The following is a 24,400-nucleotide window of genomic DNA, read 5'->3' as shown; positions in this document are numbered from 1 at the left end:
GGGTCCACCGCGGTCGCACGCGAACGGCACCGCGGGCCCCGTGCCCGACGGTGCGGTGCGGGGCGCCTCCGACCAACGGTGGTGGATCTACCGCGGTACGGGGCAGCCCCTGTACGACACCAGCCTCGACGAACTCCTGCCGCCCCCGCCGCCCTGGCGCCGGTTCACCGGCGGTCCCGTGGTCGACCCGCCCCCGGCGGACGACGAGGAGATCGAGCGCCGGCTGGGCCGCGTCTCGGCGTTATCCACGGGTTCCGACCAGCTCAGGCGCGAGGCCGACATGGTCAACGCGGCCCTGCTGCTGCGCCGGCCGCTGCTCGTCACCGGCCGCCCCGGCACGGGGAAGTCGTCCCTCGCCTACCGCATCAGCCGGGAGCTGAAGCTGGGCCGCGTACTGCGCTGGCACATCACCAGCCGCACCACGCTGCGCTCCGGGCTCTACGAGTACGACGCGATCGGCCGGGTCCAGGACTCGGCGGCGTTACGCGCCGCGCACCGGCCGTACGACACGGACGGCGCGACCGCCACGGACGGCGCGGGCCACGGCGCTCCGCAGGGCCGCACACCGGGCGAGGAAGGCCTTCCCGGGATCGGCGACTACCTCCAACTCGGCCCGCTCGGAACGGCGTTGCTGCCCTACAAGCTGCCCCGGGTGCTCCTGATCGACGAGCTGGACAAGAGCGACCAGGACCTCGCCAACGACCTGCTCGGCGTCTTCGAGGAAGGCCAGTACCCCATCACCGAACTGGTCCGCGCCCGGCGCCTGCACCCCAGGGTGACGGTGATGACCGACGATCCGCACCGCAGCGCCGAGATCGCCGACGGCGTCGTCAAGTGCAGGGCGTTCCCGATCGTGGTGATCACCTCCAACGGCGAGCGCGAGTTCCCACCCGCCTTCCTCCGCCGCTGTCTGCGGCTCCGGATGCCGGACCCGGACCGTTCGCAGCTGGTCGACATGATCACGGCCCATCTGAGGGAGGCGGCGCGGGGGTCGGCGAACTCCGCCCGGGCGGACGAGCTCGTCGACCGGTTCCTGCGCAACAGCCGGGAGCGGGGCGGCCTCGCCGTGGACCAGCTGCTCAACGCCGTGTTCCTGGCCACCTCGGGCCGTTTCCCCGGCGAGGACGAGGAGTCGCTGGAACACCTCGTGGACGCGCTGTGGCACCGGCTCGACGGAGCGGGGGCGGAAACGAGGGCCGGATGACGGCGTCCCCCGGAACCCCCGCCCCACCCGACCGGCCGGAGGGGGGAAGCCGGGCTGCCCTGGACCGGGAGCTGCCGACCTGGACGGAACTGGCCGACGCGTTGTACCTGGCGGCCTGTCAGGACGCGGCCGTACCGCTGTTCGACGTGCCCGGCCGCGAGGCCCGGGAGCGCGGCGAGCGGTCCCGCCGGGAGAACCGTCCCAGCGAACGGCCACCCCCGTCGGAGCGCCACGGCTCCCCCGGGCCCGTCGCCTCCCAGCCGCCCGGGGACCCCGGCGGCGACCCGGCCGCGGGATCCGCCACGCCCGAGGACCGGGACATCACGCCCCCGGACCCCGAGGGCGGCACGGGCGACCGTCACCCGTCCGGCGAGACCCCGGCTCCGGGCGACTCCCGCACACCCGACGACGACTCCCGCACCGCCGACCACGATTCCCGGGCACCCGGCGACGACTCCCGCCCGCCCCACGACGATTCCCGGACACCCGAGGCGCAGGACGACGGCCACGGCCTCGGATCCGACGACGAACTGCTCCTGCTGGAAGAGGGGCTGACCACCCTGACGGACGCGGCCCGCCCGCTCTTCGCCACACTCCCCGCAGCGAGGCCGGCCGGTCCGCGGACCCGCCCCGCACCGCACTCGGACGAGTGGCCCACCGAGCAGGCCGGCTGGCCCGCGTCCCCCCGGCTGGCCGACTCCCTGGCCCTGGGCAGATCGCTGCGCCCGCTGCGCCTGTTCCTCGCCTCGCCCCACGAGCTGGAGCTGGACGAGGAGGCGACCGCCGAGCAGGCGGCGCTGGCCGGGGTGTGGACACCGGTGTGCCGGCCGGTCCCGGAGCGGCGGCTGGACCTGCTGCTGCTGGTGGACGACAGTCCCTCGATGGCCCTGTGGTCGCACACGGCACGGCAGATCGCCGAGCTGATGGAGCAGACGGCGGCCTTCCGCACCGTACGGCGGGTCCGCTGGGACCCGGACGGCGGCGACGCGGCGACGGCGGGCCTCACGGAGGCCGAACTCCACTCCGGCGACCGGCAGTTGGTGCTGGTCGTCACCGACGGCGGCCACAGCGCCTGGCGCACCGGCCGGGCGGCCGCGCTGCTGCACCGGCTGGGCCGGCACTCCCCCGTCGCCGTACTGAGCCTGCTGCCCCAGCACCTGTGGGACCTGACGCTGCCCACGGTCACCCGGACCCGTCTGCGGGCACCCGCCCCCGCCGCGCCCAACCGCTCCTACGACGCGGAGTGGAAGCACCCGCACGCGGACCCGCTGGGCCCCGAGCCGGAGTTCGCGCCGCACCCCGGCCTGGGGACCGCGATCCCGGTGCCGGTCGTCGAGTTGCGGCCGACGTCGCTGGCCCGCTGGGCCCGGCTGGTGGCCGCGGCGGGCAGCGGCGAATGGCACGGGCTGGCCGCGCTGTGGACCGCGCCGGACCGGGACCTGCGCTCGGCGGTGATCGGCCCGGTCCCCGAGCGGCTCGCCACCATCGTGGCGGAGCCTCCGCACCCCGGACATCAACGGACGGCGCCCCACCGCGCGGACCCGCCCCGTCCCACGGAACCGCGGCGGGCCGGCGCCGGCGCGGACGAGTCGCCCGCGGTCCGGCGGGCCAGGCGGGCCGCCACCACGGTGCGCCGGTTCCGCGCCACCGCCTCCCCGGCGGCGTACGCCCTCGCCCAGCGCCTGGCCGCGGCCCCCCTGAACCTCCCCGTGATGCGGCTGCTCCAACAGGCCCAGCCCGGCGCGAGATTCTGGAACCTGGCCGAAATCGTGCTGCTGGGCCTGGTGCGCCGCACCGACGACACCGCGGACGTCGAGGACCCCCACCGGGTGTCCTTCGACTTCGCGGAAGGCGTGCGGGAGGAACTGCTCGCCCTCGGCAGCCGGGCCGGGACCATCCGGGCGCTGGACGAGGTCCGGCGCCATCTCGGACCGGTGCTGGAGGAGGTGTGGGGGGAGGGCGCGAGCGCGCTGGTCGCCCCGGAGGGGGATCCGGCGGACCCCCCGATGACGGAGCAGACCCGCCCGTTCGTCAGCCACCTGTACACGGCGCTGTGCGCGGTGTCCGGGCCCTACCTCGCTCGTGCCAACCACCTGGGCCGGCTGCTCCAGCGCACGGTCGTCCCCCACCAGGCCGGAAAGGCCGCCGCCAGCACAGCGCCCATACCAGGGCACAAGCGGCCATCAGGGTATTCATCCGTAGAAATGCGATCAGAATTGAACATTGCGCCCACCGACGCGCTACATTACGGGCCGCGAACGTCTCAAGCCCCGCAACCGGCGAACGCCCCGCAACCGGCGGGGAATTCACCCGCGGAACCGTCGTCCGCCCCCGTTCCGCCCACCCAGCCCAGCTTCTCCCCCACCCCCTCCCCCGCGCCCGCGTCCGCGCCCGCGCGTCCACGACAAGGAGGCATCGCCGTGACTGCCGGTCTGCCCGTTGCCACGGGCCCGCGAAGCCCGCACGACCCGCCCCGCATCTGGGGGAACGTACCGCAGCGGAACCGGAACTTCACGGGGCGCGAGACGCTGCTCGAACGGCTCCAGGAACGGCTGAGCAGCGGTGTCACCGCGGTCCTGCCGGAGGCCCTGCACGGCATGGGCGGCGTCGGAAAGTCGCAGATCGCCATCGAGTACGTCTACCGGCACAGCCGGGACTACCGGCTCATCTGGTGGATCCCGTCCGAGCAGGAGAACCAGATCGTCCAGTCGCTGATCGAACTGGGCGAGCAGATGGGCCTCCAGGCGGGTTCCGAGATGAGCGCGGTGCCCGCGGTGCTCGACGCCCTGCGCCGGGGCGAGCCGTACCGCGACTGGCTGCTGGTGTTCGACAACGCGGAGAACCCCAAGGAGGCACGCAAGTACTTCCCCAGCGACGGGCCCGGACGCATCGTCGTGACCTCGCGGAACTTCCAGTGGTCCACCGACGCCAGCTCGCTGGAGGTCGACGTGTTCGCACGCGACGAGAGCGTCGCCCTGCTGCGCCGCCGCAGCCCCCAGCTGCCCGACGACGCCGTGGACCACCTCGCCGCCGCCCTCGGCGACCTGCCGCTCGCGGTGGAACAGGCCGCGGTGTGGCTGGCCGAGACCGGTATGCCGGTGCAGCAGTACCTCGAGGTCTACGAGCGCAACTTCACCGAACTGATGCAGTCGGAGCCGCCCGGCGACTACCCGCTGTCGGTGGCGGCCGCCTGGAACGTCTCCCTCGGCCGGCTGCGCGAGACCCGCCCCGACGCCCTCCAGCTCCTCCAGGTCTGCGCCTTCTTCGCTCCCGAGCCCATCGAGTGGGACCTGTTCTCCGCGGTGCGCGGCGTCTCCGTCCCGCAGGAACTCCAGGCCGCCCTGGACGACCCGGTCAAGCTGGGCCGGGCGGTCCGCGAGATCGGCCGGTACGCGCTGGCGCGGATCGACCACCGGCAGAACACGGTTCAGCTGCACCGACTGGTCCAGCGCGTGCTCGTCGAGCAGATGAACACGCAGGAGCGGGCGACGATGCGGCACGCGGCTCACCAGCTGCTGGCGCACGCCGACCCCAGGAACCCGCAGCGTGCCAGCTACTGGCCGCGGTACTCCGCTCTCCTCACCCACGTGCGGGCGTCCAACGCGGTGGAGTGCGAGGAGCCGTGGACCCGCCGTCTGGTCCTGAACGAGGTGTGGTTCCTGCGCGCCCGCGGCGACCACGCGGCGGCCCTCGAACTGGGCGAGCGAGCCGCGCGGATCTGGCGCGGAACCCTGGGCGAGGACCACGAGGAGGTCCTCGCCATCGACCAGCAGATCGCCGAGGCGCTGCGCGAGCAGGGCACCCATCTGCGGCGGGCGTACGAACTCCAGGCCGGGCTTCTGGAGCGCTTCCGCAGGGTGCTGGGCGACTCCCACGAGGACACGCTCCAGGCACAGAGCTTCATGGCCATCCACCAGCGCAACCGCGGCAACTTCAACGAGGCGCGCGAGCTGGACCAGCGCGTCTACGAGACCAGTCTGCGGGAGTTCGGCGCGGACGACCCGGCAACCCTCCTCGCCGCCCACAACTACGCGGTGAGCCTGCGCCTGGCCGGCGCCTCGGAGACGGCCCGGCAGCACGACTACGACACCTGGCAGCGCGGGATCGAGGCCCTGGGCGAGGACCACATCCGCACGCTGTCCACCCGGGAGGCCTATCTGCTCGACCTCCAGGAGGTCGGCCGCTACGAGGAGTCCCTGGACGGGTACGAGCGGCTGGCGGAAGAGGTCACCGAGAAACTGGGCGAGCGCCATCCCTTCACGGCGCTGGTCAACCGCAACCGGTGCGTCATCCTCCGCAAGATGGGCGACCACGAGGGCGCGTACGCGTTGTCCCGCCGCTACATCGAGCTGATCGCCGAGATGCTCGGCACCGACAGCCGCCAGTACCTGCTGATCGCCGTCAGCCACGCCAACGACCTGCGTCAGGTTGGCAAGCTCCAGGAGTCACGCGCGCTGAGCCAGCAGGTGCTGGAACGGCACCGCGAACGGTACGGCCGGGAGCACCCGCACAGTTACGCGGTCGCCATGAACCTCGCGGTGACGCTCAGGCTGCTCGGGCAGCCCGAGGCCGCGCTGGAACTGGACGCGGAGACGGTCGAGGGCCTGACCCGTGTGCTCGGCGCAGGACACCCCCGTACCCTGCTCGCCCGCATGAACCTGGCCAGCGACCACTTCGCCCTCGGCCACCCCGAGGAGGCGTACACCATCGACGAGGCCGTGGCCGAGGAGTCGGCACGGCTGCGTGAACACCACCCGGCGAACGTGGCCATGCAGCTCAATCTGAGCTATGACCTCAAGGCGCTGCGCCGCACGGAGGAGAGCCAACGGCTGTACGCCGCGGCCCTGGAGCGCTACCGCAACGAACTGGGTCCCTCCCACCCCGCCACGCTCGACGCCGAGAAGGGCCTGCGGGCCAACGCCGACATTGACCTGCTGACGCTCTAGGCGCCGTTCGCGGCAGGGTCGTCGACCGTCGCGCCGAGCCAGGTGGCGAGGTCGAGGGGGGCGGGGAACCCGCCCCCTGCGGCGGCGACGGCCCGGCGGACGCCGGCCACCGCCTCGGGCCGGTCCAGCAGCAGCGCGGCGCCCGGACCGCGGGCGGGCTCGGGAACCGCCAGCGCCGCGCCGATCCACGCCTCCACGTCGTGCGGATCGAGTTCGGTCCACTCCGCATAGCAGAGCGCGGCCTCGTCGGCGTCGCCCGCGACCGCGGCGAACTCCGCTCGCCGTGCCGGGTCCCCGCCCTTGTCCTCCTCCCTGCGCCGACGGGCGAAGCCGCCGGGTGCGGACAGGCGGTGCCGGGCGAGCGGTCCGAACGTGTCGGGGCGGATCAGGTCGGGACGAGGGTGTGGGGTCGGGGGTGGCAGCTCGGGCGCCGCCTGCCCGGCCGCCCACGCGGCGGCCAATCGCTCCGCCGACGGACGGGCGATCTCCAGGTGCCGCGCCCGCCACACGGCACGCCGCAGCGCGCAGTAGTGACGGGCCAGCGCGCGCGGCCCGGACGGCACGTCGTCCTGCTGCCACCCTCCGACGAGCGTGGCGATCCCGTCGACGAAGAACCGGCCGGCCTCGGTCAGCGCCGCGTCGGCCGCGAGCGTGGTAACGGCCTCCTGCACCTGCTCCCTGAGCACGGCGAACTCGAAGTCCGCGCGTTCCGCGTCCGGCCCGGTCACATGCGCGCGGTGCGTGCGCCAGAACGCCGCGACCCCCGCGAACGCGAACACCCCGTGGAGCAGACCGAGCACCGGCCTGGGGTCGCTGCGCCACGGCGCGTAGTGGAGCCGGTCCGCCCCGGTCCCACCGAGCCCGTCCCCGCCGGGCTCCACCAGCCGCAGAATGCTCTGCAGCGCGTTGAGCTGCTGATGGCGGGTCTCGTGCACCAGGACCGCCGCCGTCTGCGTCGTGTCGTACGGCAGGGACAAGGTGACCACGCCGAAGGCGTCCAGCGAGGACGCGCTGGCCACCAGGCCGCCCCGCGCCGTACGGAACGGCCGCGGCACGAACGTCCGTACGAGCGCCCGCAGTGCGGCGGCGTCCGCCGGTGACTCCTCGTCGAGCAGGGCGTACGCACCGGCGAGCCGGTCCTGCCAGAGCCGTAATCGCCGCTCGCCGGCCCGGCCGGGAGAGCTGGGGTACCGGGTGAAGTCGCGGTACGGCGTCACCGTGTCGAGCCACGGTCCCGCCGCCGGGCCGGCGGCAGGCGTATCGCCGTGCACCAGCCGCAGCGGCTGCCAGCCCGTCGCCCGCTCCGTCAGGGCGCCGGGCAGCCGCACCTCGGCAAGCTCCCCGCGCACGAGGGCGCCGCCCCGCTCCACCCGTACCTCCGCCTCGCTCCAGCGGCGCCGGGCCACCGGACCCGCCACGCCCGCGCCGGGCACCCAGACCATGCCTCGGTGCACGGGCACCCGCAGCACGGCGGGGACCTGCGCGCGTACGGCCGCAGCCGCGGCCAGCGACTGGAACTGGCCAAGGTCGGCCCACAGCGGGGCGGCAGGCGGCCGCGGTCCGGCGGCTCCGCCGAGGCGCCGCAGCAGGCGCAGGGCCCAGGCCATGACGGTGGGGTCACCGAGCACGGTCTCGACCGCCTCGGGAACGTCCTGCTGGATCGCGCACAGCAGGTGCCAGGCCTCCTGGGCCGCGGCCGCACCTCCCACGTGCCGGCTGTGGCGGTCCGCTTCGCCCAGGCGGTCCAGCAACGCCCTGAGGATCAGCAGGAGTTGACTGCGCTGAGCGGAACGCAGCAGGTGCAGGTCGGCCTCGGTCGTGTCACCCGCCGCCATGGCTCTGAGCGACTCCCGGGGGACCCGGTGAACGTCCAGCGGCGCAGCGGTCACGATCGCCACTGACCCGCCTGACGCCCCGGAAGGCAGCTCATCTCCTCGCTCTGGCTGTCTCCCGCGAGGGTCCCGTGGGCGAGGCTCGCCCTGTGATCCGCCCGGCTCAACGCGCGTCGCAGTGCCGGATCGTCGCAGGAATGCAGCTCCGCCAAAGAGATCCCGGACAGATCGACGAGGTCGGAACAGAAGTCCTTCGCAGACTCTGCCATACCGTGGTTCCCCCTGACGTGGTGGTTTGGCGGCTCGGGGTGCGCTTCCATGGTGGCTGCAATGGCCCGCCAGTGGAAGACGGCCGCAGGTCATACAGCGTGGGGCCGTGCGCGGGGCCGGACGAGGCATCAGGAGGGGGCGGACATGACGCGGTTGCTGCGGTTCCCGGCACAGGACGGTGACGGTTTCCTGGTCGTGGAGGTGGCGGAGGACGAACCGGGCGTGGTCGAGGTCTCCCGCGCGGGCGACGCGGTGGCCGACGCCGCGGCGTCGTTCGAGGAGGGCGTCGACCGGATCCGGAACGCGGCCGGGGCCGCGCTGCGACGGCTGCGGGACATGCCGAGCCCGCCCAGCGAGGTCGGCCTGGAGTTCGGGGTGCGGTTCAACGCCGAGCTGGGCGCGGTCATCGCCAAGTCGGAGGCGGAGGCGCATCTGAAGGTGACGATGACGTGGCGCTCGGACACGGCCGGTGACTGAACCGGTTTCCCTCCGACAGCGGCCCTACGTACTGTAGGGGGTCGGCTCGCCATTCAACCACCGACGGGGGACCCATGCAGGAGGCACGTGGTACGGGGCGGCCCGGTGCTTCGCCCGGGGAGGACGCGCAGGGCGGGCTCGGTCCGACCGTCGTCCTGCTCGTCGTCAGCCTCACCGTCGCCGCTGTCGGGGTCTATCTGCTGTGCGGCTTCGGGCTGCACAGCCTCAACCCGCGGCCGCGGCTGTTCCGGGCCGGTTTCGCCACGGCCGGGGTGATCGTCGCCACGGTGGCGGCCGGCGCGGCGGTGGGCAACCTGGCCTGGCTGCTGACGGCGTCCCGCAGACGCGCGGCCGCACCCGCCGAAGGCCGGCGCGCCCCCGCCTCGCTTCCCACCGAGTAGGCCACCGAGTAGACCCCGGGCCCGACCCGTCCCACCCCGCACCTTCGTTCCTTTTCCTTACCTTTTCCAGACGCTCGGCGGACAAGGGTCCGACGTATCCCCGTTACCCTACAGACCGTAGGGTCGGTGCCATCGCCATTGGCCGTACGACCGCCCACCCTCCGGCTGTCCCCTTTGTTCCCGCCGGTTCCGTCCCCGCCGGCTTCCCCGGCCCGCTCCGAGGTGACGTGTCACCCATGCCCGCACAGCAGTCGCTCCTCGTCCCCGCCCAGCGTGACGCCGGCGCCTCCCCCTCTCCCCCGCCGGGCCTGCGGCTACGGGCGCGGGCCGCGGCGGCCACCGTCTGGTACCTGCGGCTGCTCGCGGTGCTCAACATCGTCGCCGTGGTCTCCCTGCCGTTCCGCGAGGAGGTCCACGAACACAACGGCGGTGAGTTCTTCACGCCGTACCTGGCCACCGCCGGCCTGGTCTCGGCGGTGCTCGCCCTGTTCCTGGCCGTGGTGATGCGGCGCCGCAAACGCGCGGCCTGGGTGTTCAACCTGCTGCTCGCCGGGCCCCTGTTCGTCCTCTACGTCCTCGCGCTGACCCAGGACCGGTTCCACGACCACGTCTTCAACTGGGTCTCCGCCGCGCTCACCGGCCTCTTCGTGACCGCGCTGCTGATCGGCCGGCGCGAGTTCCACGCCGTCGGCGACCGCTCCAACCCGAGGCTCGCCCTCGCCGTCGGCGTCTGCGGCGTCCTGGTCAGCGCGGGCCTCGGCACCTGGCTGGTGGACGCCACCAACAGGGCGCACGGCGGCGCCTCCCTGACCGAGCGGATCGGCTACGTCCTGCTGCGCGGCGTCAGCGTCGGCCCGCTCGCCGACCGCGTACCGGCCGTGCACGCGCCCCACTGGGTCGACATCACCATCAACCTCTCGATGGCGGCGACCTCCCTCCTCGTCCTGTACGCCTGCTTCCGCTCCCCCCGCGGCCGCGCCCTGCTCGGCGAGGAGGACGAGAAGCGGCTGCGCGCACTGCTCGGCGGGCACGGCGAGCGGGACTCCCTCGGCTACTTCGCGCTCCGCCGCGACAAGGCCGCGATCTTCTCCCCCACCGGCAAGGCCGCCGTCACCTACCGCGTCGTCGGCGGGGTCAGCCTCGCCTCCGGGGACCCCATCGGCGACCCGGAGGCGTGGCCCGGCGCCATCGACGCCTGGCTGGCCGAGGCCCGCCGGCACGCCTGGACGCCCGCCGTGATGGGCGCGAGCGAGGAGGCCGGCACGATCTACGCCCGGCACGGCCTGGACGCCCTCGAACTGGGCGACGAGGCCGTCGTCGATGTCGCAGACTTCGGGCTGGAGGGGCGTGCCATGCGCGTCGTGCGGCAGGCCCACAACCGGGTCCGCCGGGCCGGCTACACCGTCTGCGTCCGCCGGCACGAGGACATCCCCGACGAGGAGATGGCGCTGCTCGTCGAGCGCGCCGACGGCTGGCGCGACGGTGCCACCGAGCGCGGCTTCTCCATGGCGCTGGGACGGCTGGGCGATCCGGCCGACGGCCGCTGCGTGATGCTGGAGTGCCGGGACGCCGACGGGGTGCCGCGGGCGCTGCTGAGCTTCGTCCCGTGGGGCGAGCACGGGCTGTCGCTGGACCTGATGCGCCGCGACCGCGACGGCGAGAACGGCCTGATGGAGTTCATGGTGGTCGAACTTCTGCTGCGCGCGGAGGAGTTCGGGGTGCGGCGGGTGTCGCTGAACTTCGCCATGTTCCGCTCGGTCTTCGAACGCGGGGCGCGGCTGGGCGCCGGGCCGGTGCTGCGGCTGTGGCGCTCGGTCCTCACCTTCTTCTCCCGCTGGTGGCAGATCGAGTCGCTGTACCGCGCCAACGCCAAGTACCGGCCGGTCTGGGAGCCCCGCTTCCTGCTGTTCGCCAAGAGCAGCGACATCCCGCGCATCGGGATCGCCAGCGCCCGCGCCGAGGGCTTCCTCACCGCGCCCGCCCTGCCGTCCCTCGCCCGCCGCAAGGAGTCCCGGCCGGCCGGGGAGTACACCGACGCGTCCTCCTTCCGGTCACAGCACTAGAGGGCGGATCCCGTCGCCGTCACGGCCCCGGCGGTGTCCCGTCTCAGGTGCCGCGGCCCGGGTCCCGGCCCGGACCGCGGGATCCGGTCGCCGTTGCGCCCGTGTCGTGGTGGCCCCGTTCCGCGCCCGCGGTGAACCCGATCACCGATCCGCCGCCCTCGCGGCGGAAAGCGAACGGCGCGCCGCCGTGGGCCAGGGCCACCTCGCGGACGATGGACAGGCCGAGGCCGGAACCGGGCAGGGAGCGGGCGTCGGCGGCGCGGTAGAAGCGGTCGAAGACGCGTATCAGGTCGCCCGCGGCGATACCGGGCCCGCGGTCGAGGACCTCGACGCGGACCATGCCCGGCCGGGCGGGCCCGGCGACGGCGATCTCGATGGGCGCCCTGCCGCCGCGGTCGAACTTGGTGGCGTTCTCCACGAGGTTGGAGATGGCCCGCTGGAGCATGCCCGGCCGGCCCTGGATCGTGGTGTCGCCGCTGGAGCGGACCACGATGTCGCGTCCGCTGCGCCGGCGCGCCAGTCCCGCGACGTCCTCGGCGATGTCGGCGACGTCGACCCGCTGCACGGGCTCGGTGTCGGACTGCCCGGCCGCGAGGTCGACCAGTTCGTTGACCAGGTCGGTCAGCTCACGGGCCTCCTGGGTCAGGTCGGCGACCAGTTCCTCGCGGGTGGCGGGCGGGAGTTCGTCGATGCGGCGCAGCAGGGAGATGTTCGTGCGCAGGGAGGTCAGCGGCGTACGCAGTTCGTGGCCCGCGTCCTGGACCAGGCGGCGCTGGTCCTCCTCGGACTGGGCGAGCCGGCCCAGCATGCGGTCGAAGGAGCGGCCGAGGCGGCCCACCTCGTCGTAGCCGGTGACGGGCACCTCGATGCCGAGCCTCCGGGTGCGGGCGACGCCCTCGGCGGCGGAGGTGAGGATCACCAGCCGGCGCGTGATGCGGCGGGCCAGCCACCAGCCGCACAGGCCGGCGGCGACCACCACGGCGCCCATCAGGATCAGCGTGCGCTGCTGGAGCGCGCGCAGCAGGTCCTCGGTGTCGCTGAACTCCTGGGCGACCTGCACGGCGCCGTGGCCCTGGCCGAGGGCGACGGTCGCGATCCGGTACACCTCGCCCTTGACGTGCACGTCCTTGTACTGGACGGCCTTGCCGGCCTTCGCGGCGGCGGCGACGGCCTTGTCCCCGGCGGTCACGGGCAGCGGCGGTGTGCCGTGGTCGACGATCTCGCCGTGCGCGCCGAGCACCTGCACGTTGGTGCGGTTGGGCCGGACCAGCTCGTGCCCGGGGCGGGAGGAGGTGAAGTCCGCGGGCATCAGCTGGTAGCGCCGTACCTCGTCCCGTACGTCCTGCACGACCTGGGTGAACACCGACTGCTGGTCCACCCGCACCAGCCGGGCGGCGGAGTTGTACGACAGGATGCCGACGAGGACGGTGACGGCGGCGGTCACCACGGCGAACGACACCGCGAACGTGGTCCGCAGCGACGACAGCCGGGGCCGCGGTCTGTCCAGCAGCCGCGCGAGGCGGCCCACTCAGTCCTCCCGGAGCACGTAGCCCACGCCTCGGACGGTGTGGATCAGCTGCGGCGCGTTCGGCTCGTCGAGCTTGCGGCGCAGGTAGCCGACGTAGACGGCGAGGTTCTTGGAGCCGGGGCCGAAGTCGTAGCCCCAGATCCGGTCGTAGATGGTGGAGTGGTCCAGCACGATCCCCGCGTTGCGGACGAGCAGTTCGAGGAGTTCGAACTCGGTGCGGGTCAGCTCCAGCTCGCGCGTGCCCCGCCACACCCGGCGGGCCTGGAGGTCCATGCGGATCCCGGCCGCCTCGATCTGCCGCTCGGGCACCTGCGGCTCCTTCGCCGGTACGTCCCCCGCGCCGCCCGCGCCGACGCCGACCGGGCTGGTGCGGCGCAGCAGGGCGCGCAACCGGGCGAAGACCTCCTCGACGTCGAACGGCTTGACGACGTAGTCGTCGGCACCGGCGTCCAGGCCGGCGATCCGGTCGGCGGTCTCCACCAGGGCGGTGAGCATGAGGATCGGGGTGCGGTCGCCCTCGGCGCGCAGCACCCGGCAGACCTGGAGCCCGTCGATGCCCGGCATCATCACGTCGAGGACGAGGACGTCCGGCGGGCTCTTGTGGGCCTGGGCGAGTGCCTCGACGCCGTCGGCGACCGCCGTCACGTCGTAGCCCTCCAGTGTCAGGGCACGCTCCAGGGCGTGACGGATGGCACGGTCGTCTTCGGCGAGGAGCAGAGTCTGAGGCACCCGTCCAGTCTGCCAAGGCCGCGGGCCCGCGACGGAGACGAATGGGCCTACGATCACCCTTTTTACCCGCCTCTCACCGACTCGGAGGCAACGCGGCGGGTCGCCTACCGTCCTCTCACCATCGACGGCGGCGCCCGCCCGCCCGCGGCCCTCCCGAGCAGCGGATACGCGTCACTTCCGCAGCGCCGCCAGCTGCTCCTCGAACGGCACCACCGTGAACCCGCCGGCCTGCGCGGGCGCGGCCTGCTCCGGCACGGTGGCCCGCTCCGGCCGCCGCCCCGCAGACAGCCCCGTCATCAGCGCCGCCAGTTCCCGCGCGGCCCGCGCGATCCGCTCGGGCAGGCCCTCGGCGCCCCAGTCCTCCGAGGCGGCGTAGACGCCGGTGGGGACGACGACGGCCTTCAGGTACGCGAAAAGCGGGCGCAGCGCGTGGTCGAGGACCAGGGAGTGCCGGGCGGTGCCGCCGGTCGCGGCGATCAGTACCGGCTTGCCGGCCAGCGCGCCCTCGTCCCGTACCCCGAGCACGTCGAAGAAGGACTTGAACAGTCCGCTGAAGGAGGCGGAGAACACCGGCGTGACGACGATCAGCCCGTCCGCCTCCGCGACCGCGTCCAGCGCGTCCGCCAGGGCGGGGCCGGGGAAGCCGCCCGTGAAGTTGTGCGCGATCTCCACGGCCAGGTCCCGCAGTTCGATCACCCGCGTGTCCGGCGCCCCGGCGTGCTCGGCGGTCGCGGCCGCCAGCCGGTCGGCCAGCAGCCGCGTGGAGGACGGGACGCTCAGCCCCGCCGAGACGACGACGAGCTTCATACGGTGCTCACCTCTTCCTCGTCGCCGGACCGGCTCGCGGCCAGCAGGGAGCCATGGTTCGGCGCGTCCGGCACGTCCGCCGGGCGGCCCTTGGCGAACTCCTCGCGCAGCACCGGCACGACCTCCTCGCCGAGCAGGTCGATCTGCTCCAGGACGGTCTTCAGGGGCAGGCCCGCGTGGTCCATCAGAAACAGCTGGCGCTGGTAGTCGCCGACGTACTCGCGGAAGGACAGCGTCTTCTCGATGACCTGCTGCGGGGAGCCGACGGTCAGCGGGGTCTGGGCGGTGAAGTCCTCCAGGGAGGGCCCGTGGCCGTAGACCGGCGCGTTGTCGAAGTAGGGACGGAACTCGCGCACCGCGTCCTGGGAGTTCTTCCGCATGAACACCTGGCCGCCGAGCCCGACGATCGCCTGCTCGGGCGTGCCGTGCCCGTAGTGGGCGTACCTGCTCCGGTACAGCTCGACCATCCGCCTGGTGTGGTCGGCCGGCCAGAAGATGTTGTTGTGGAAGAAGCCGTCGCCGTAGTACGCGGCCTGCTCGGCGATCTCCGGGGAGCGGATGGAGCCGTGCCAGACGAAGGGCGGTACGCCGTCCAGCGGGCGGGGCGTGGAGGTGAAGCCCTGCAACGGCGTGCGGAACTTGCCCTCCCAGTCGACGACGTCCTCGCGCCACAGGCGGTGCAGCAGGGAGTAGTTCTCGACGGCGAGGTTGATGCCCTGCCGGATGTCCTTCCCGAACCAGGGGTAGACCGGCCCGGTGTTGCCGCGCCCCATCATCAGGTCCACCCGCCCGTCGGCCAGGTGCTGCAGCATCGCGAAGTCCTCGGCGATCTTCACCGGGTCGTTGGTGGTGATCAGGGTGGTGGAGGTGGAGAGGATCAGCCGCTCCGTCCGCGCCGCTATGTAGCCGAGCATGGTAGTCGGGGACGACGGCACGAACGGCGGATTGTGGTGCTCACCGGTCGCGAAGACGTCCAGGCCGGCCTCCTCGGCCTTCAGCGCGATGGCGACCATGGCCTTGATCCGCTCGCGCTCGGTCGGCGTACGCCCCGTGGTGGGGTCCGGCGTGACGTCGCCGACGCTGAAGATCCCGAACTGCATGGCCACTCACCCTCCTAGTTGTTGACGGTTCAACTATACCTGCCCAACCGTCCCCGTCCCGGAAGTATTCCGCCCCGCCCGCATACGACGACCGAGGTGTGCCGGGCGCTGCCCCGGCACACCTCGGTCGCTCTACGGCCCGCTACCCGAGCGGGAAGGACGTCACGACCCAGACGACCCCCACGAGGGCGGCGAAGACCCCGACCAGCCGGATGGTTCCGGTGGTGGCCTGTCCCGGGTTCATGAACGAGGTGAAGAAGGCGTGGATCCGGGTCGCGATCCCCCCGAGGTCCGCGATGAGGCAGACCCCGAAGGCGATCAGGGCGATCCCGATGATCAGACTGAACACGTGCGGACCCTTCTGGCTGTCATCGGGTGAACCATCTGCCGCTCCACGTCCTGTTCACGCCGGCGTATCCCTCGTACTCAACACCCAGGCCGATGCCCAGCTCAAGCGAGGTCACCTGCTCCCCCCGGGAGTTGTACGTGCCGATGGCGGTCTCGTGGTTGACCGTGCCGCCGAGTCCGCTGAAGAAGGACGCTCCCACGTCGCGGCCGTTTCCGGCGAACTGGCCGATGTCGTCCGCGTTGCTGTGGAGCGTGGAGACGTCACCGCTGATTCCGAAGCCGAACCCGCCGACGCTGGCGGACCTCGTCCACCCGAAGTCCACGTGGCCGTCCGGCCTCTTCGTCATCACGAGGCAGCCGGAGATCTCACCGGTGACGAAGAAACCTCCTCCCAGGCTGGCGCACGAACCTCTGGAGTCGTCCATCCCGAGGGCGCCGAACGCCGCCCCCAGGAGCCTCTCCTTGAAGCCGCCGGGCGTCGTGGCGAACGAGTCGGCCGCACGCTGGTACCACTTCTTCCGGGCTTCGGGCTTGGGGCTGGGCGGGGCGGTCTTCAGCCAGCCCTTGGGAGCCGACTTCGAGGGCGTGAGATTGCGGCGACCCGGAGTACCGCCGAGGCCGGTGGGCTTGGTCTTGCCCTTGACGAGCACGGGACGTGATCCGCACCGGCAGGCCCGGACCGGACCCTCGGAGCCGCTCGACTTCGACGCGCTGCTACGGACGTTTCCGGGCCCGCACTTCTCCCAGCCGTCACGGCACTGCGTGCCGTCGGGGTTCATCCTGATGGCCCCGGACGGGTCGCTGTAGGTGACGGGGTTCCCGCCGGCGTAGCCGTAGCCGTTGAGGCTCTGCGGGTCCCCCGTGTCCAGGACGGGGTCGACGGAGAGGAACCGGCCGGTGGCGGGGTCGTGTTCCCGGGCGCCGAGGTGGGTCAGGCCGGTGACCTGGGTGTCGTCGGTGCCGCCGACGAAGCCCTTGGTGCCGGGCCAGGAGTCCGGCCCGGTGCCGCGGGTGCCGCCGAAGGGCAGGGTGCGGCGCTGGGTGAGCTTCTGGGTACCGGCCTCGATCGCGAGCTGCGCGGTGCCGTGGTGGTCGGCGAGGGTGAAGGAGACGGCGCCGTCGTCGCTCTTGACGGCCTGGTTGCCGTCGCCGAGGTCGTAGTAGCGGGTGGCCTTGGGCGTGGTGGAGCCCTTGGCCAGGGTGATCTCGGTGGCGCCGAGGTAGAGGGTGGTACCGGTGGGGGTGCGGCCGATCAGGCGGTTGCCCTCGCTGTCGTAGAGATACTCGGTGACCTTGCCGCTGCCGCCCGCGACGGGTTCGGTCACCTTCGCCAGGTGGCCCTCCGCGTCCCATTCCAGGCTCTGCGTGGTGCCGCCCACCGTGCGGCCGGTGGTGTTGCCGGTCTCGTCATAACCGTAGGAGTCCTTCACCGTCCCCGTGGGACCGGTGCTGGTCACGGAGTTCAGCGTGTGCGGCTGGTCCTTGCCCGCGTCGGGGTAGGCGTAGGCGCGCTTGACGTCCTTGGCCGCGTTCCCCGTGGGGTCGTGGAGGGTTTCTGTCGAACGGTTGTTCGCCAGGTCATAGGTGTAGGAGTGCCAGTACGGGGCCGGGCCGCCGAGCACGCCGCCGCTGGGTGCGGTGGCGCAGCCTGTGCTGTTCTGGGTCCAGGCCTCGGTCAGGCGGCGCACGTGGTCGTAGGTGAAGCACTGGTTGTCGGTGCCGGAGCGGGAGACGTCCGAGACGGACAGGACGTTGCCCGCCTCGTCGTAGCGGTAGGTGCTGTTCTGGTCGACCCCGGCGATGTCCTGGCGGTCCACGCGGGAGGTGGCCAGACGCCGGGTGCCCCACTCGTAGGTGTTGGTGGCCCAGGTGGTCTTGCCGCCACTGGTGTTGGAGATCGCGTACTGGAGGGGCTTGCCGGTGAGGCTGTAGCTGGTCTCCGCCTTGAAGCCGTCGCCCAGCAGGGAGATGGGCCGCAGCGTCTCCGGATCGTACGTGAACGACTGGCCGCCGCCCGGGAGCGAGCCAGCCGCGGAGAAGCTCACGCCGCCGACCAGCCCGGAGGTCAGGTAGGAGGTACCGCTCTGGTAGGTGCCCTTCAGGGCGCCCTCCCGTTCGGGGACGACCACCGCGGTCCTGACCGGCCGGTAGAGACGGTCGTACTGGGTGACCTTGGTGGTGTAGGCGGCGCCGTCGACGTAGCGGGTGGACTCGGCGAGCTGCCCCTTCGCGCCGCTGACGGTGTCGTAGGTCCAGCCTGCGCGCAGGGTGCCGGTCGCCGAACCCTCACGCAGTTCGGTCTTGCGGCCGAGGTCGTCGTAGCCGTTCCACAGGACCGGGGTGCCCGGGCGGGCGTCCTTGGTGGTGACCAACTGGCCGCGGTCGTCGTACTTGTTGGTGGTGGTGCCCTTGTCGGGGTCCGTCGCCGTCAGCTGCCGGCCCATCGGGTCGTAGGTGTACGACCAGTTGTTGCCCGCCGGGTCGGTGAGCCTCAGCAGCTCGCCGCGCGGGGTGTAGGTGTACTTGGTGGTCTCGTAGGCCGCCTCCGCGCTGCGGGCGACATGCTGGCGCAGTTCGGTGGTCCGGCCGCGGGCGTCGGTGACGGTGGTGGTGGCGGTGCCGCCGACCGGCGGGATCACCGTGGTCCGGTCACCGCCGTGGATCGTCCGCGTGGTGCCCAGCACGGTGCCGCCGTCGCCGTTCCCGGCGATCTGCCTCGATTCCGTCTCGCGTCCCAGACCGTCGTAGGTGTACCGGTTCTGGCTCTCCACCCCCAGCGCGTCCTCGGGCTTGAACAGCGTGGTGGAGGGAGCGCCGGTGGCGTAGTAGGTGGCGAACTCCTTCGCGGTCAGGCCGCGTTCGTCGTAGAAGGTGTCGGCCAGCAGACGGCCGCCGTCCGGGCCGGGCTCCTGGGTCTGGCGGGTGCGCAGGAAGCCGTCGTAGAGGGTGTAGGAGGTGCGCTGGGCGCCGTTGTTGCCCAGCGTCCTGGTGCCCACGGCGACCGGCCGGCCGTCGGTGACGGTGTAGGTGTACTGGTAGGTCGGGGTCTGACCGGTGAGCCGGTCGGCCAGCCACACCTTGGCCGTGCGGCCCAGGGCGTCGTAGGCGTAGTCGACGGCGTTGCTGTTGGTGTCGGCCTCCTTCACCGGCACCCCGCGCAGGATGTCCTGGGTGGTGGTCGTCGTCTGGGCGGTGGTCGCGTTGCCCGCCTTGGCCGGGGGCGTGGTCACCTTCACCGTGGCGGCGAAACCGGTCGCGGGACCGTATTCGGTCGTGGTGGTACGGCCGTCCTTGCGCGCTGTGCGCGTGACCGTCCCCGTCGCCGTGGCGGTCACGTCGGCGGTCAGGTCGGTGCTGGTCAGCTCCCGGCCGTAGGAGTCGTACGTGGTGCCGGACTCCAGGTAGAGGGCGGTGGTGCCGTTGTAGTCCTTCAGCGCCGCGCTCGCCGTCGCGTCGCCCTTGGTGGGAGCCGCGTCGTACGCGCCGCCGTCGTAGGCGGTGCGGACGTCGGAGATCACATCGGCGGGACGGCCGGCACTCGCGCTACAGGCCTTCGCCACCGTCTCCACCCGCGAGGGCAGGTTGAGGATGTTGTCGGTGGTGTTGGTGGCGTAGGTGGTGCGGGTGCAGGTGTCGTCGGTCGCGATGCTCGTGTCACCGCGGTCCTCGACCTGGGTGACGCGCCCGGCCACCGTGTCGAACTCGTTGATGGTCTCGGTGGTGCGCCACTTCGTGCCCGCGCCGTCGTCCAGCGACGTCCACGACGTGCTGCTCTTGGTACCGGTGAAGTTGGCGGTGACAGTGCCCCAGCTGCGGGTCTTCTTCGCCGTCTGGTGGTGCCAGGGCCGGTCCACCGTCTTCTCCAGGACCTTGCCACCGGGCCCTGAGTAGCGCACGGACTTGTAGGCGAAGCCGGCCGCCGACTCGTGGTCGGTGATCGGATCGCCCTCACCGGCGCCCAAGGTCACACTCACCGGCTTCGTGCCGCCACTGGCGTCCTTGCGGTCGCCGTCCATGCCCCGCAGGAAGTACGTGTCGTCCTGCGACCTCATCGCCGACGCGCCGCCCTGGCCACCGGTCTGCACCCGGACCTGACCGTAACCACGCCACTGCGACCAGGTCTTGAACTTCTCCTTCGTCAGCCCGTCGTCATCGTCGTAGTGCCAGGCCGCACCACCCAGATACTGGAACGTGCTGACCTCGTCCGGCGCCCCACCCGTGCGGTCGGTCGCCGTCACGGACGTGACCACGTACTTGTTGAACCACTGCTGCTCCGGATCGGCCGACGAACTGCCGCCGAGGTACTGCGGGAAGCAGCGCGTGGTGTTGGACTGCGGTGTCGGCAGCGCGGCGAAGTCACAGGCCGGAGCGGAGTAGTTGACGTCGATCTGGCCGCCGTACTCATCGGCGACCGTGGACAGTCGGGCCTTGATGAACGGCGGGTAGCCGTCACCGGTCCTGTCCAGGCGGTTGGCCAGTTGGGTGTACGCGAAGGTGGCCTTCGGCAGGGTGACCGCCGGGGTCGCGGTGTGGCCCGTGCGCTGGATCGAGTCGAGCAGCAACTGGTAGTCGGTGTCGGCCATGCCCCAGCGGTGGGTCAGCTTCCAGGAGTCGACGGTCTGGTAGGCGCTGCCGTCGAAGACCTGGGTGGTGATCTCGCTGAGCCGCTTGCGGGTGAAGAACACCGGGAAGAGACGGCCCTTGTCGCAGTCCTTGCCCGCCTCGCAGTTCAGGTCCCACGGCGTGTCGTACCAATACGCCGCGTCCTTGCCGATGTCGGTGCAGGTGGTGGAGGAGTCGGGCAGGCAGCGCTCGGCGTCGGTGAAGCTGACCTTGGCCAGCGCCTTCGTGCCGTACATCGAGGAGGACTTCAGACCGTACTCGATCCGGTCCAGCGTGCCGCCGCGGACATAGGGGGTGTTGTCCTTGGCCTTCAGGTTGCGGCCGTAGGAGTTGGTCTCCTTGTTGTAGTAGTAGGCGATGGCGTTGCCGTGCACGTCGACGGCGTAGTCCAGGTTCCACCGCCAGGCCTGCTGGCACCAGGAGTCGGCGAACGCCGCGGCATGGCAGGGCTCACCGGAGTCGTTGCCGAACACCGGAACCGTCCAGGCGGAGTTCGTCACCGGCTTGCCGTCCGACCAGCCCGGCAGCCGGTTGTAGCCGAAGTAGTAGCGCGTGCCGTCCGGGTCGGTCAGCCGCCAGTACTCGCCGTCGTTGTCCCCGTTGCCACGGTCGCCGGAGGTCAGCCGGTCGATCCTGGTGCCGTCGTCGTCCTTCAACTTCCACGAGTCGGTGCCGGTCGGGACCAGCTCACCGCCCTTGCCGTTGAACGTGATGAACGCGTTGTCGTACGCCCAGCACAGGTCACCGGGCTTGCTGCCGTCCGCGTTCTTCACCCCGTCATCCGCACACGGCTTGTACCGCCGCTCGATGGAACCGGGCCACAGGCTGAAGCCGTCACCCACCCACGACGCCTGGTTGTTCGTGGACCCGGTACGCCCGTCGACGGAGCCCGAGGAGTACGACAGACCGACACTCGGAGCCAGTTCGCCCGGCACGTCCGGTACCGGAATGTCGTACGACCAGGAGAAGTCACCCGTGTTCAGACTGGTGCTCCAGGTCGCCGAGGGCGACAGCGGCGTCGCGGTGTAGTCACCGCTCGCACTCTGCGCCTCCGCCACCGCCGCGAGCACCGTCGGAGCGGCCGCACCGAGCGTCACACCCTGCGCGGTCAGCGTCTGCTTCCCGGCGTCGTTGACGGTCTCCACCGGCACGCTCGTACGGCAGCGGGCCTCCTCCGGAGTCGTCAGCGCACACGCGGGCAGCTCCACCAGCGTCAGCCGGGAGGCATAACCACCGCCGAACGCCCCCGCAAAACCGGAGTAGTCGAGCCGGGCGCGCAGCCTGCCGGGCTGGGACTGCTTCCGGTCGCCGCCGGACCGCAGGGTGAACAGCACGCCGTCGACACCGGCGTCCTCGGCCGTCTTGCGGCTGAGAACACGGGCCTCGATCTCACCCCGGGCGGAGTTCTTGCCCGCCCCCGGCGGGACGTCCAGCGACAGCGGGAATCCCTTGGCCCGCGGCGCCGTGGACGCGGCGCTCCCGCTTCCCGCCGCGGGCAGCTCCACCAACGCGCTCGCCGCCGCCGGCCAGACCGCGTCGGGCGCCCTGCCCGGGGTGCGCGGCCCCTTCGTCAGGGTGCGGGGTTTGACGCTGCCGGCCGAGCCGGGAACCGGCCGCTCGGACGACGGCAGCGCGGGGCGGCCCTTCCCGTTCTCCGCCGCGGCGGCGGACTGTGCCGTCAGTCCCTGCACGAGCGTGCCGACCATGACCGCGGCCGCGGTCAGCGCGGTACCTCGTCGCAGCATGCCGAGCCACTTGCTCGATCTGCCGTTCATCCTCTACTTCGCCCTTCGCTGCGAGCCCCGCCCCGTGCGCGAGGCACGGGGTGGGGCGAAAGCTGGATGCTGGATGCTGGATGCCGGTTGCCAAGCCCGGCGAGGGCCGTGGCCGGCCGCGGAGGAAGCAGGCCGGCCACGGAGAGGGTCACTCGCCCCCGGGAACCTCGGTGGCCATGCCGAACTGGCCGGTGGCAAGCTGCCTGACCTGCGCCTCGGTCAACGTGCCTTGGAAGGCCCACACGTCGGACACCGAACCGGGCCAGTACGCCCCCCAGGTGCTCGGCCCGGTCAGCGCCCGGCCCAGCTGCAACGGGCGTGTCGCGGGGAACGACAGCACGTCGTCCGCCCAGGAGACCCGGTCCGCGCAGGCGGAGCCGTCCGCCGTGCCGTCGCCGTCGCCGTCGCCGTCGGCGCACCCCACCTCTTCGAGCTCACCGTTCACATAGAGCTGAAGCTGCTTGGTGAAGCCGTCGTAGACCAGGGCCAGGTGCGTCCAGTCGGTCGGGCTGAAGAACTGGCCGTTGTCGACCTGGGCGACCGTGGCGCCGGTGCTGTCGGCCGACGCCACGGCGATCCGCCATCGGCCCGGATCCCGGTCCGGATCGGCACTCGGCTCGTACCGCACCGCGAACGCGTCCTGTGTCGCCCCCGGCATGCTGAGCAGGGCAACGCCCTTGGCCGGGACGGCCGCCGCCTGGGCCCAGGCGGTGACGGTGAAGCTGGCGCCGGTGTCCACGGGCACGGCGGACGTCACCCCGTAACCGTTGACGCCGTCGAGGCTCACGCCGCCGTCGACCCAGCCGAAGTCGAGCTGCGCACCGCCGTACAGCGTCATGCCGTTGCCCGACGCGGACTTGTCCGGCGTCACCAGCGGGGAGCCCGACGCCGTCTCGAAGGTCCAGCGCCCCTTGACCAGCGGACGCTGCCGGAACAGCTGCTGGGCCTCGTCATCGGTGACCGGCCGGTCGAAGAGACGTACGTCGTCGACCTCCCCGGCGAAGTAGTCGACGTACTTGCCCGTCCAGATGGTGCGGCCGACCTGCACCGGCCCCTGGGCCTCCCAGGTCTTGGGCGCGGCGGAGCTGCCCTGCAACTGCCCGTTGACGTACAGGCGGATCTGCTGGGCGTCGACGTCGTGGACCGCCATCAGGTGGGTCCACTCACCGGGCCGCGCCGGCTGGTTGGCCCGCACCCGCTGATCGCGGATGTTGCCCGACTCCACGTCCTCCAGCGAGGTGCGCAGGCTCCACGTGTTCACCTCCCCCTCGTAGGAGAGGTAGAACGGGCTGTAGTAGGTGCCGCTCTGGCTGAGCACCGTGCGATTGCCGCTGGTGCCTCCCGCGGGCAGCTTCGCCCAGGCGGAAACGGAGTACGAGCGGGCCGTGTTGAGCACGGGCAGGTCCGTGGCCGCGTAGCCGCTGGTCCCGTCCACCTTCAGGGCGTTGCCCGCGACCCCCTTCACGCCCAGGTTCGCGCCGCCGTGCAGGGTCAGCGGCTGCCGGGCGGCCGTTCCCGCCGCTTCCTGGGCGGTCGCCTCCTCGTCCAGCGGGAAGACCGCACGGGCCGGACGGCCGGTCGTGAGTTCCTGGTCCTGGTACAGCCGCCCGGCCTCGGCCGCGCTGACCGCCCGGTCGAAGATCCGCAGATCGTCGACGGTGCCCGGGAAGAAGGACTTGTGGACACCGCTGTAGATCCCGGCGCCCAACTGAAGCCCGCGGCGGGCCTCCCAGGCGGTGGTGTACGCGGTGGCACCGGCCTGCGTGCCGTTCACGTAGAGCCGCAGCTGCTTGGCCTTGCCGTCGTACACGCCCACCAGATGGGTCCATGCGCCCGCCTTGGCGTCCCCGGGCGCGGCGGCCATGGCCCGGGCGATGGAAGCCCCTGCGGTGTCGGAGGTGTACTGGTTGAACACCCACCGGTCGTAGGACTGGGAGTAGTACAGCTCGAAGCCCGGAGAGTGGTTGCCCGGCTGGGCGGCGATGATCGCCGCTGACGTCGGCATCCGGTCGAGCCGTGCCCAGGCCGCCACGGAGAAGCTGTCCGAGGTGTCCACCACGGTGAGGTCGGAGTCGGCGTACCCGGACGTGCCGTCGAAGTGCAGACCGGTGCCCTTCCTGCCCGCGGCGCCCAGCGCGGCGCCGCCGTGCAGCCGCACGGTCCGCGGCGTGGTCGTGGACACGGCCGTGGTGGCCCCTGTGGCCTCGTCCATCTGCCACATCGCGCGCTCGGGCTGTCCGGCCTTGACCCGGAACTGGTAGGTGCGGACCTCACCGGCGTTTCCGGCCTGGTCGAAG

The 24,400-nt window shown here is 72.2% G+C and carries 13 protein-coding genes; 5 read left to right on the top strand and 8 right to left on the bottom strand.

What is annotated here, in order from left to right:
• Positions 1-40: 40 nt before the first annotated feature.
• Positions 41-1,204: an AAA family ATPase gene (locus ACIQMV_RS26715; RefSeq protein WP_402596009.1), complete on the top strand. Its 1,164-nt coding sequence runs from the start codon at positions 41-43 to the stop codon at positions 1,202-1,204.
• Entirely contained in the window at positions 1,201-6,150 is a 4,950-nt protein-coding gene (fxsT, locus tag ACIQMV_RS26710; RefSeq protein WP_402596008.1) for an FxSxx-COOH system tetratricopeptide repeat protein, read from the top strand. Before ACIQMV_RS26715 ends, fxsT begins: the two co-directional genes overlap by 4 nt.
• Here the strand turns inward: fxsT and ACIQMV_RS26705 are convergent.
• Positions 6,147-8,039 carry an aKG-HExxH-type peptide beta-hydroxylase gene (locus ACIQMV_RS26705; protein WP_402596007.1) on the bottom strand — a complete coding sequence of 631 codons (1,893 nt, stop codon included), beginning with the start codon at positions 8,037-8,039 and terminating at the stop codon, positions 6,147-6,149. The genes fxsT and ACIQMV_RS26705 overlap by 4 nt on opposite strands.
• Positions 8,040-8,396: 357 nt before the next feature.
• On the opposite strand from ACIQMV_RS26705, the gene ACIQMV_RS26700 reads away from it, so the two are divergent.
• The 3 genes from ACIQMV_RS26700 (at position 8,397) to ACIQMV_RS26690 (ending at position 11,193) form a co-directional block, all read left to right on the top strand.
• Positions 8,397-8,729: a CU044_2847 family protein gene (locus tag ACIQMV_RS26700; RefSeq protein WP_141359518.1), complete on the top strand. Its 333-nt coding sequence runs from the start codon at positions 8,397-8,399 to the stop codon at positions 8,727-8,729.
• 74 nt (positions 8,730-8,803) lie between these two features.
• Positions 8,804-9,130 (top strand): hypothetical protein, encoded by a 327-nt coding sequence (locus ACIQMV_RS26695; protein WP_225078125.1) that lies wholly within the window; start codon positions 8,804-8,806, stop codon positions 9,128-9,130.
• 236 nt (positions 9,131-9,366) lie between these two features.
• A complete protein-coding gene (locus ACIQMV_RS26690) occupies positions 9,367-11,193 on the top strand; it encodes a phosphatidylglycerol lysyltransferase domain-containing protein (RefSeq protein WP_402596006.1) in 1,827 nt (608 codons plus the stop codon).
• A 43-nt stretch (positions 11,194-11,236) separates the two neighbouring features.
• On the opposite strand, the gene ACIQMV_RS26685 is transcribed toward ACIQMV_RS26690, so the two are convergent.
• The 7 genes from ACIQMV_RS26685 to ACIQMV_RS26655 form a co-directional block, all read right to left on the bottom strand.
• A complete protein-coding gene (locus ACIQMV_RS26685; protein ID WP_402596005.1) occupies positions 11,237-12,721 on the bottom strand; it encodes an ATP-binding protein in 1,485 nt (494 codons plus the stop codon).
• Positions 12,722-13,438, bottom strand: coding sequence for a response regulator transcription factor (locus ACIQMV_RS26680; protein WP_263638281.1), 717 nt, complete (start codon positions 13,436-13,438; stop codon positions 12,722-12,724).
• 183 nt (positions 13,439-13,621) lie between these two features.
• Positions 13,622-14,257 carry a CE1759 family FMN reductase gene (locus ACIQMV_RS26675; protein ID WP_402596004.1) on the bottom strand — a complete coding sequence of 212 codons (636 nt, stop codon included), beginning with the start codon at positions 14,255-14,257 and terminating at the stop codon, positions 13,622-13,624.
• Positions 14,254-15,357 (bottom strand): LLM class flavin-dependent oxidoreductase, encoded by a 1,104-nt coding sequence (locus tag ACIQMV_RS26670; RefSeq protein WP_402596003.1) that lies wholly within the window; start codon positions 15,355-15,357, stop codon positions 14,254-14,256. Before ACIQMV_RS26670 ends, ACIQMV_RS26675 begins: the two co-directional genes overlap by 4 nt.
• 142 nt (positions 15,358-15,499) lie before the next feature.
• Positions 15,500-15,706 carry a hypothetical protein gene (locus tag ACIQMV_RS26665; RefSeq protein ID WP_141359524.1) on the bottom strand — a complete coding sequence of 69 codons (207 nt, stop codon included), beginning with the start codon at positions 15,704-15,706 and terminating at the stop codon, positions 15,500-15,502.
• A 19-nt stretch (positions 15,707-15,725) separates the two neighbouring features.
• A complete protein-coding gene (locus ACIQMV_RS26660; RefSeq protein ID WP_402596002.1) occupies positions 15,726-22,103 on the bottom strand; it encodes an RHS repeat-associated core domain-containing protein in 6,378 nt (2,125 codons plus the stop codon).
• Between the two features lie 148 nt (positions 22,104-22,251).
• A partial coding sequence (locus ACIQMV_RS26655; RefSeq protein WP_402596001.1) for a LamG-like jellyroll fold domain-containing protein occupies positions 22,252-24,400 on the bottom strand: 2,149 nt, incomplete at its 5' end.

Source organism: Streptomyces sp. NPDC091412, from assembly GCF_044756885.1.
In the GTDB taxonomy this organism is placed as follows: Bacteria; Actinomycetota; Actinomycetes; order Streptomycetales; family Streptomycetaceae; genus Streptomyces.
The sequence above is the reverse complement of the archived record's forward strand: the minus strand, read 5'-3'. Positions and strand labels throughout refer to the sequence as shown.

Coding starts and splice junctions, on each gene's coding strand:
- ACIQMV_RS26660 (WP_402596002.1), bottom strand. CDS start 22,103: ATGAACGGCAGATCGAGCAAGTGGCTCGGCATGCTGCGACGAGGTACC.
- ACIQMV_RS26675 (WP_402596004.1), bottom strand. CDS start 14,257: ATGAAGCTCGTCGTCGTCTCGGCGGGGCTGAGCGTCCCGTCCTCCACG.
- fxsT (WP_402596008.1), top strand. CDS start 1,201: ATGACGGCGTCCCCCGGAACCCCCGCCCCACCCGACCGGCCGGAGGGG.
- ACIQMV_RS26670 (WP_402596003.1), bottom strand. CDS start 15,357: ATGCAGTTCGGGATCTTCAGCGTCGGCGACGTCACGCCGGACCCCACC.
- ACIQMV_RS26700 (WP_141359518.1), top strand. CDS start 8,397: ATGACGCGGTTGCTGCGGTTCCCGGCACAGGACGGTGACGGTTTCCTG.
- ACIQMV_RS26690 (WP_402596006.1), top strand. CDS start 9,367: ATGCCCGCACAGCAGTCGCTCCTCGTCCCCGCCCAGCGTGACGCCGGC.
- ACIQMV_RS26695 (WP_225078125.1), top strand. CDS start 8,804: ATGCAGGAGGCACGTGGTACGGGGCGGCCCGGTGCTTCGCCCGGGGAG.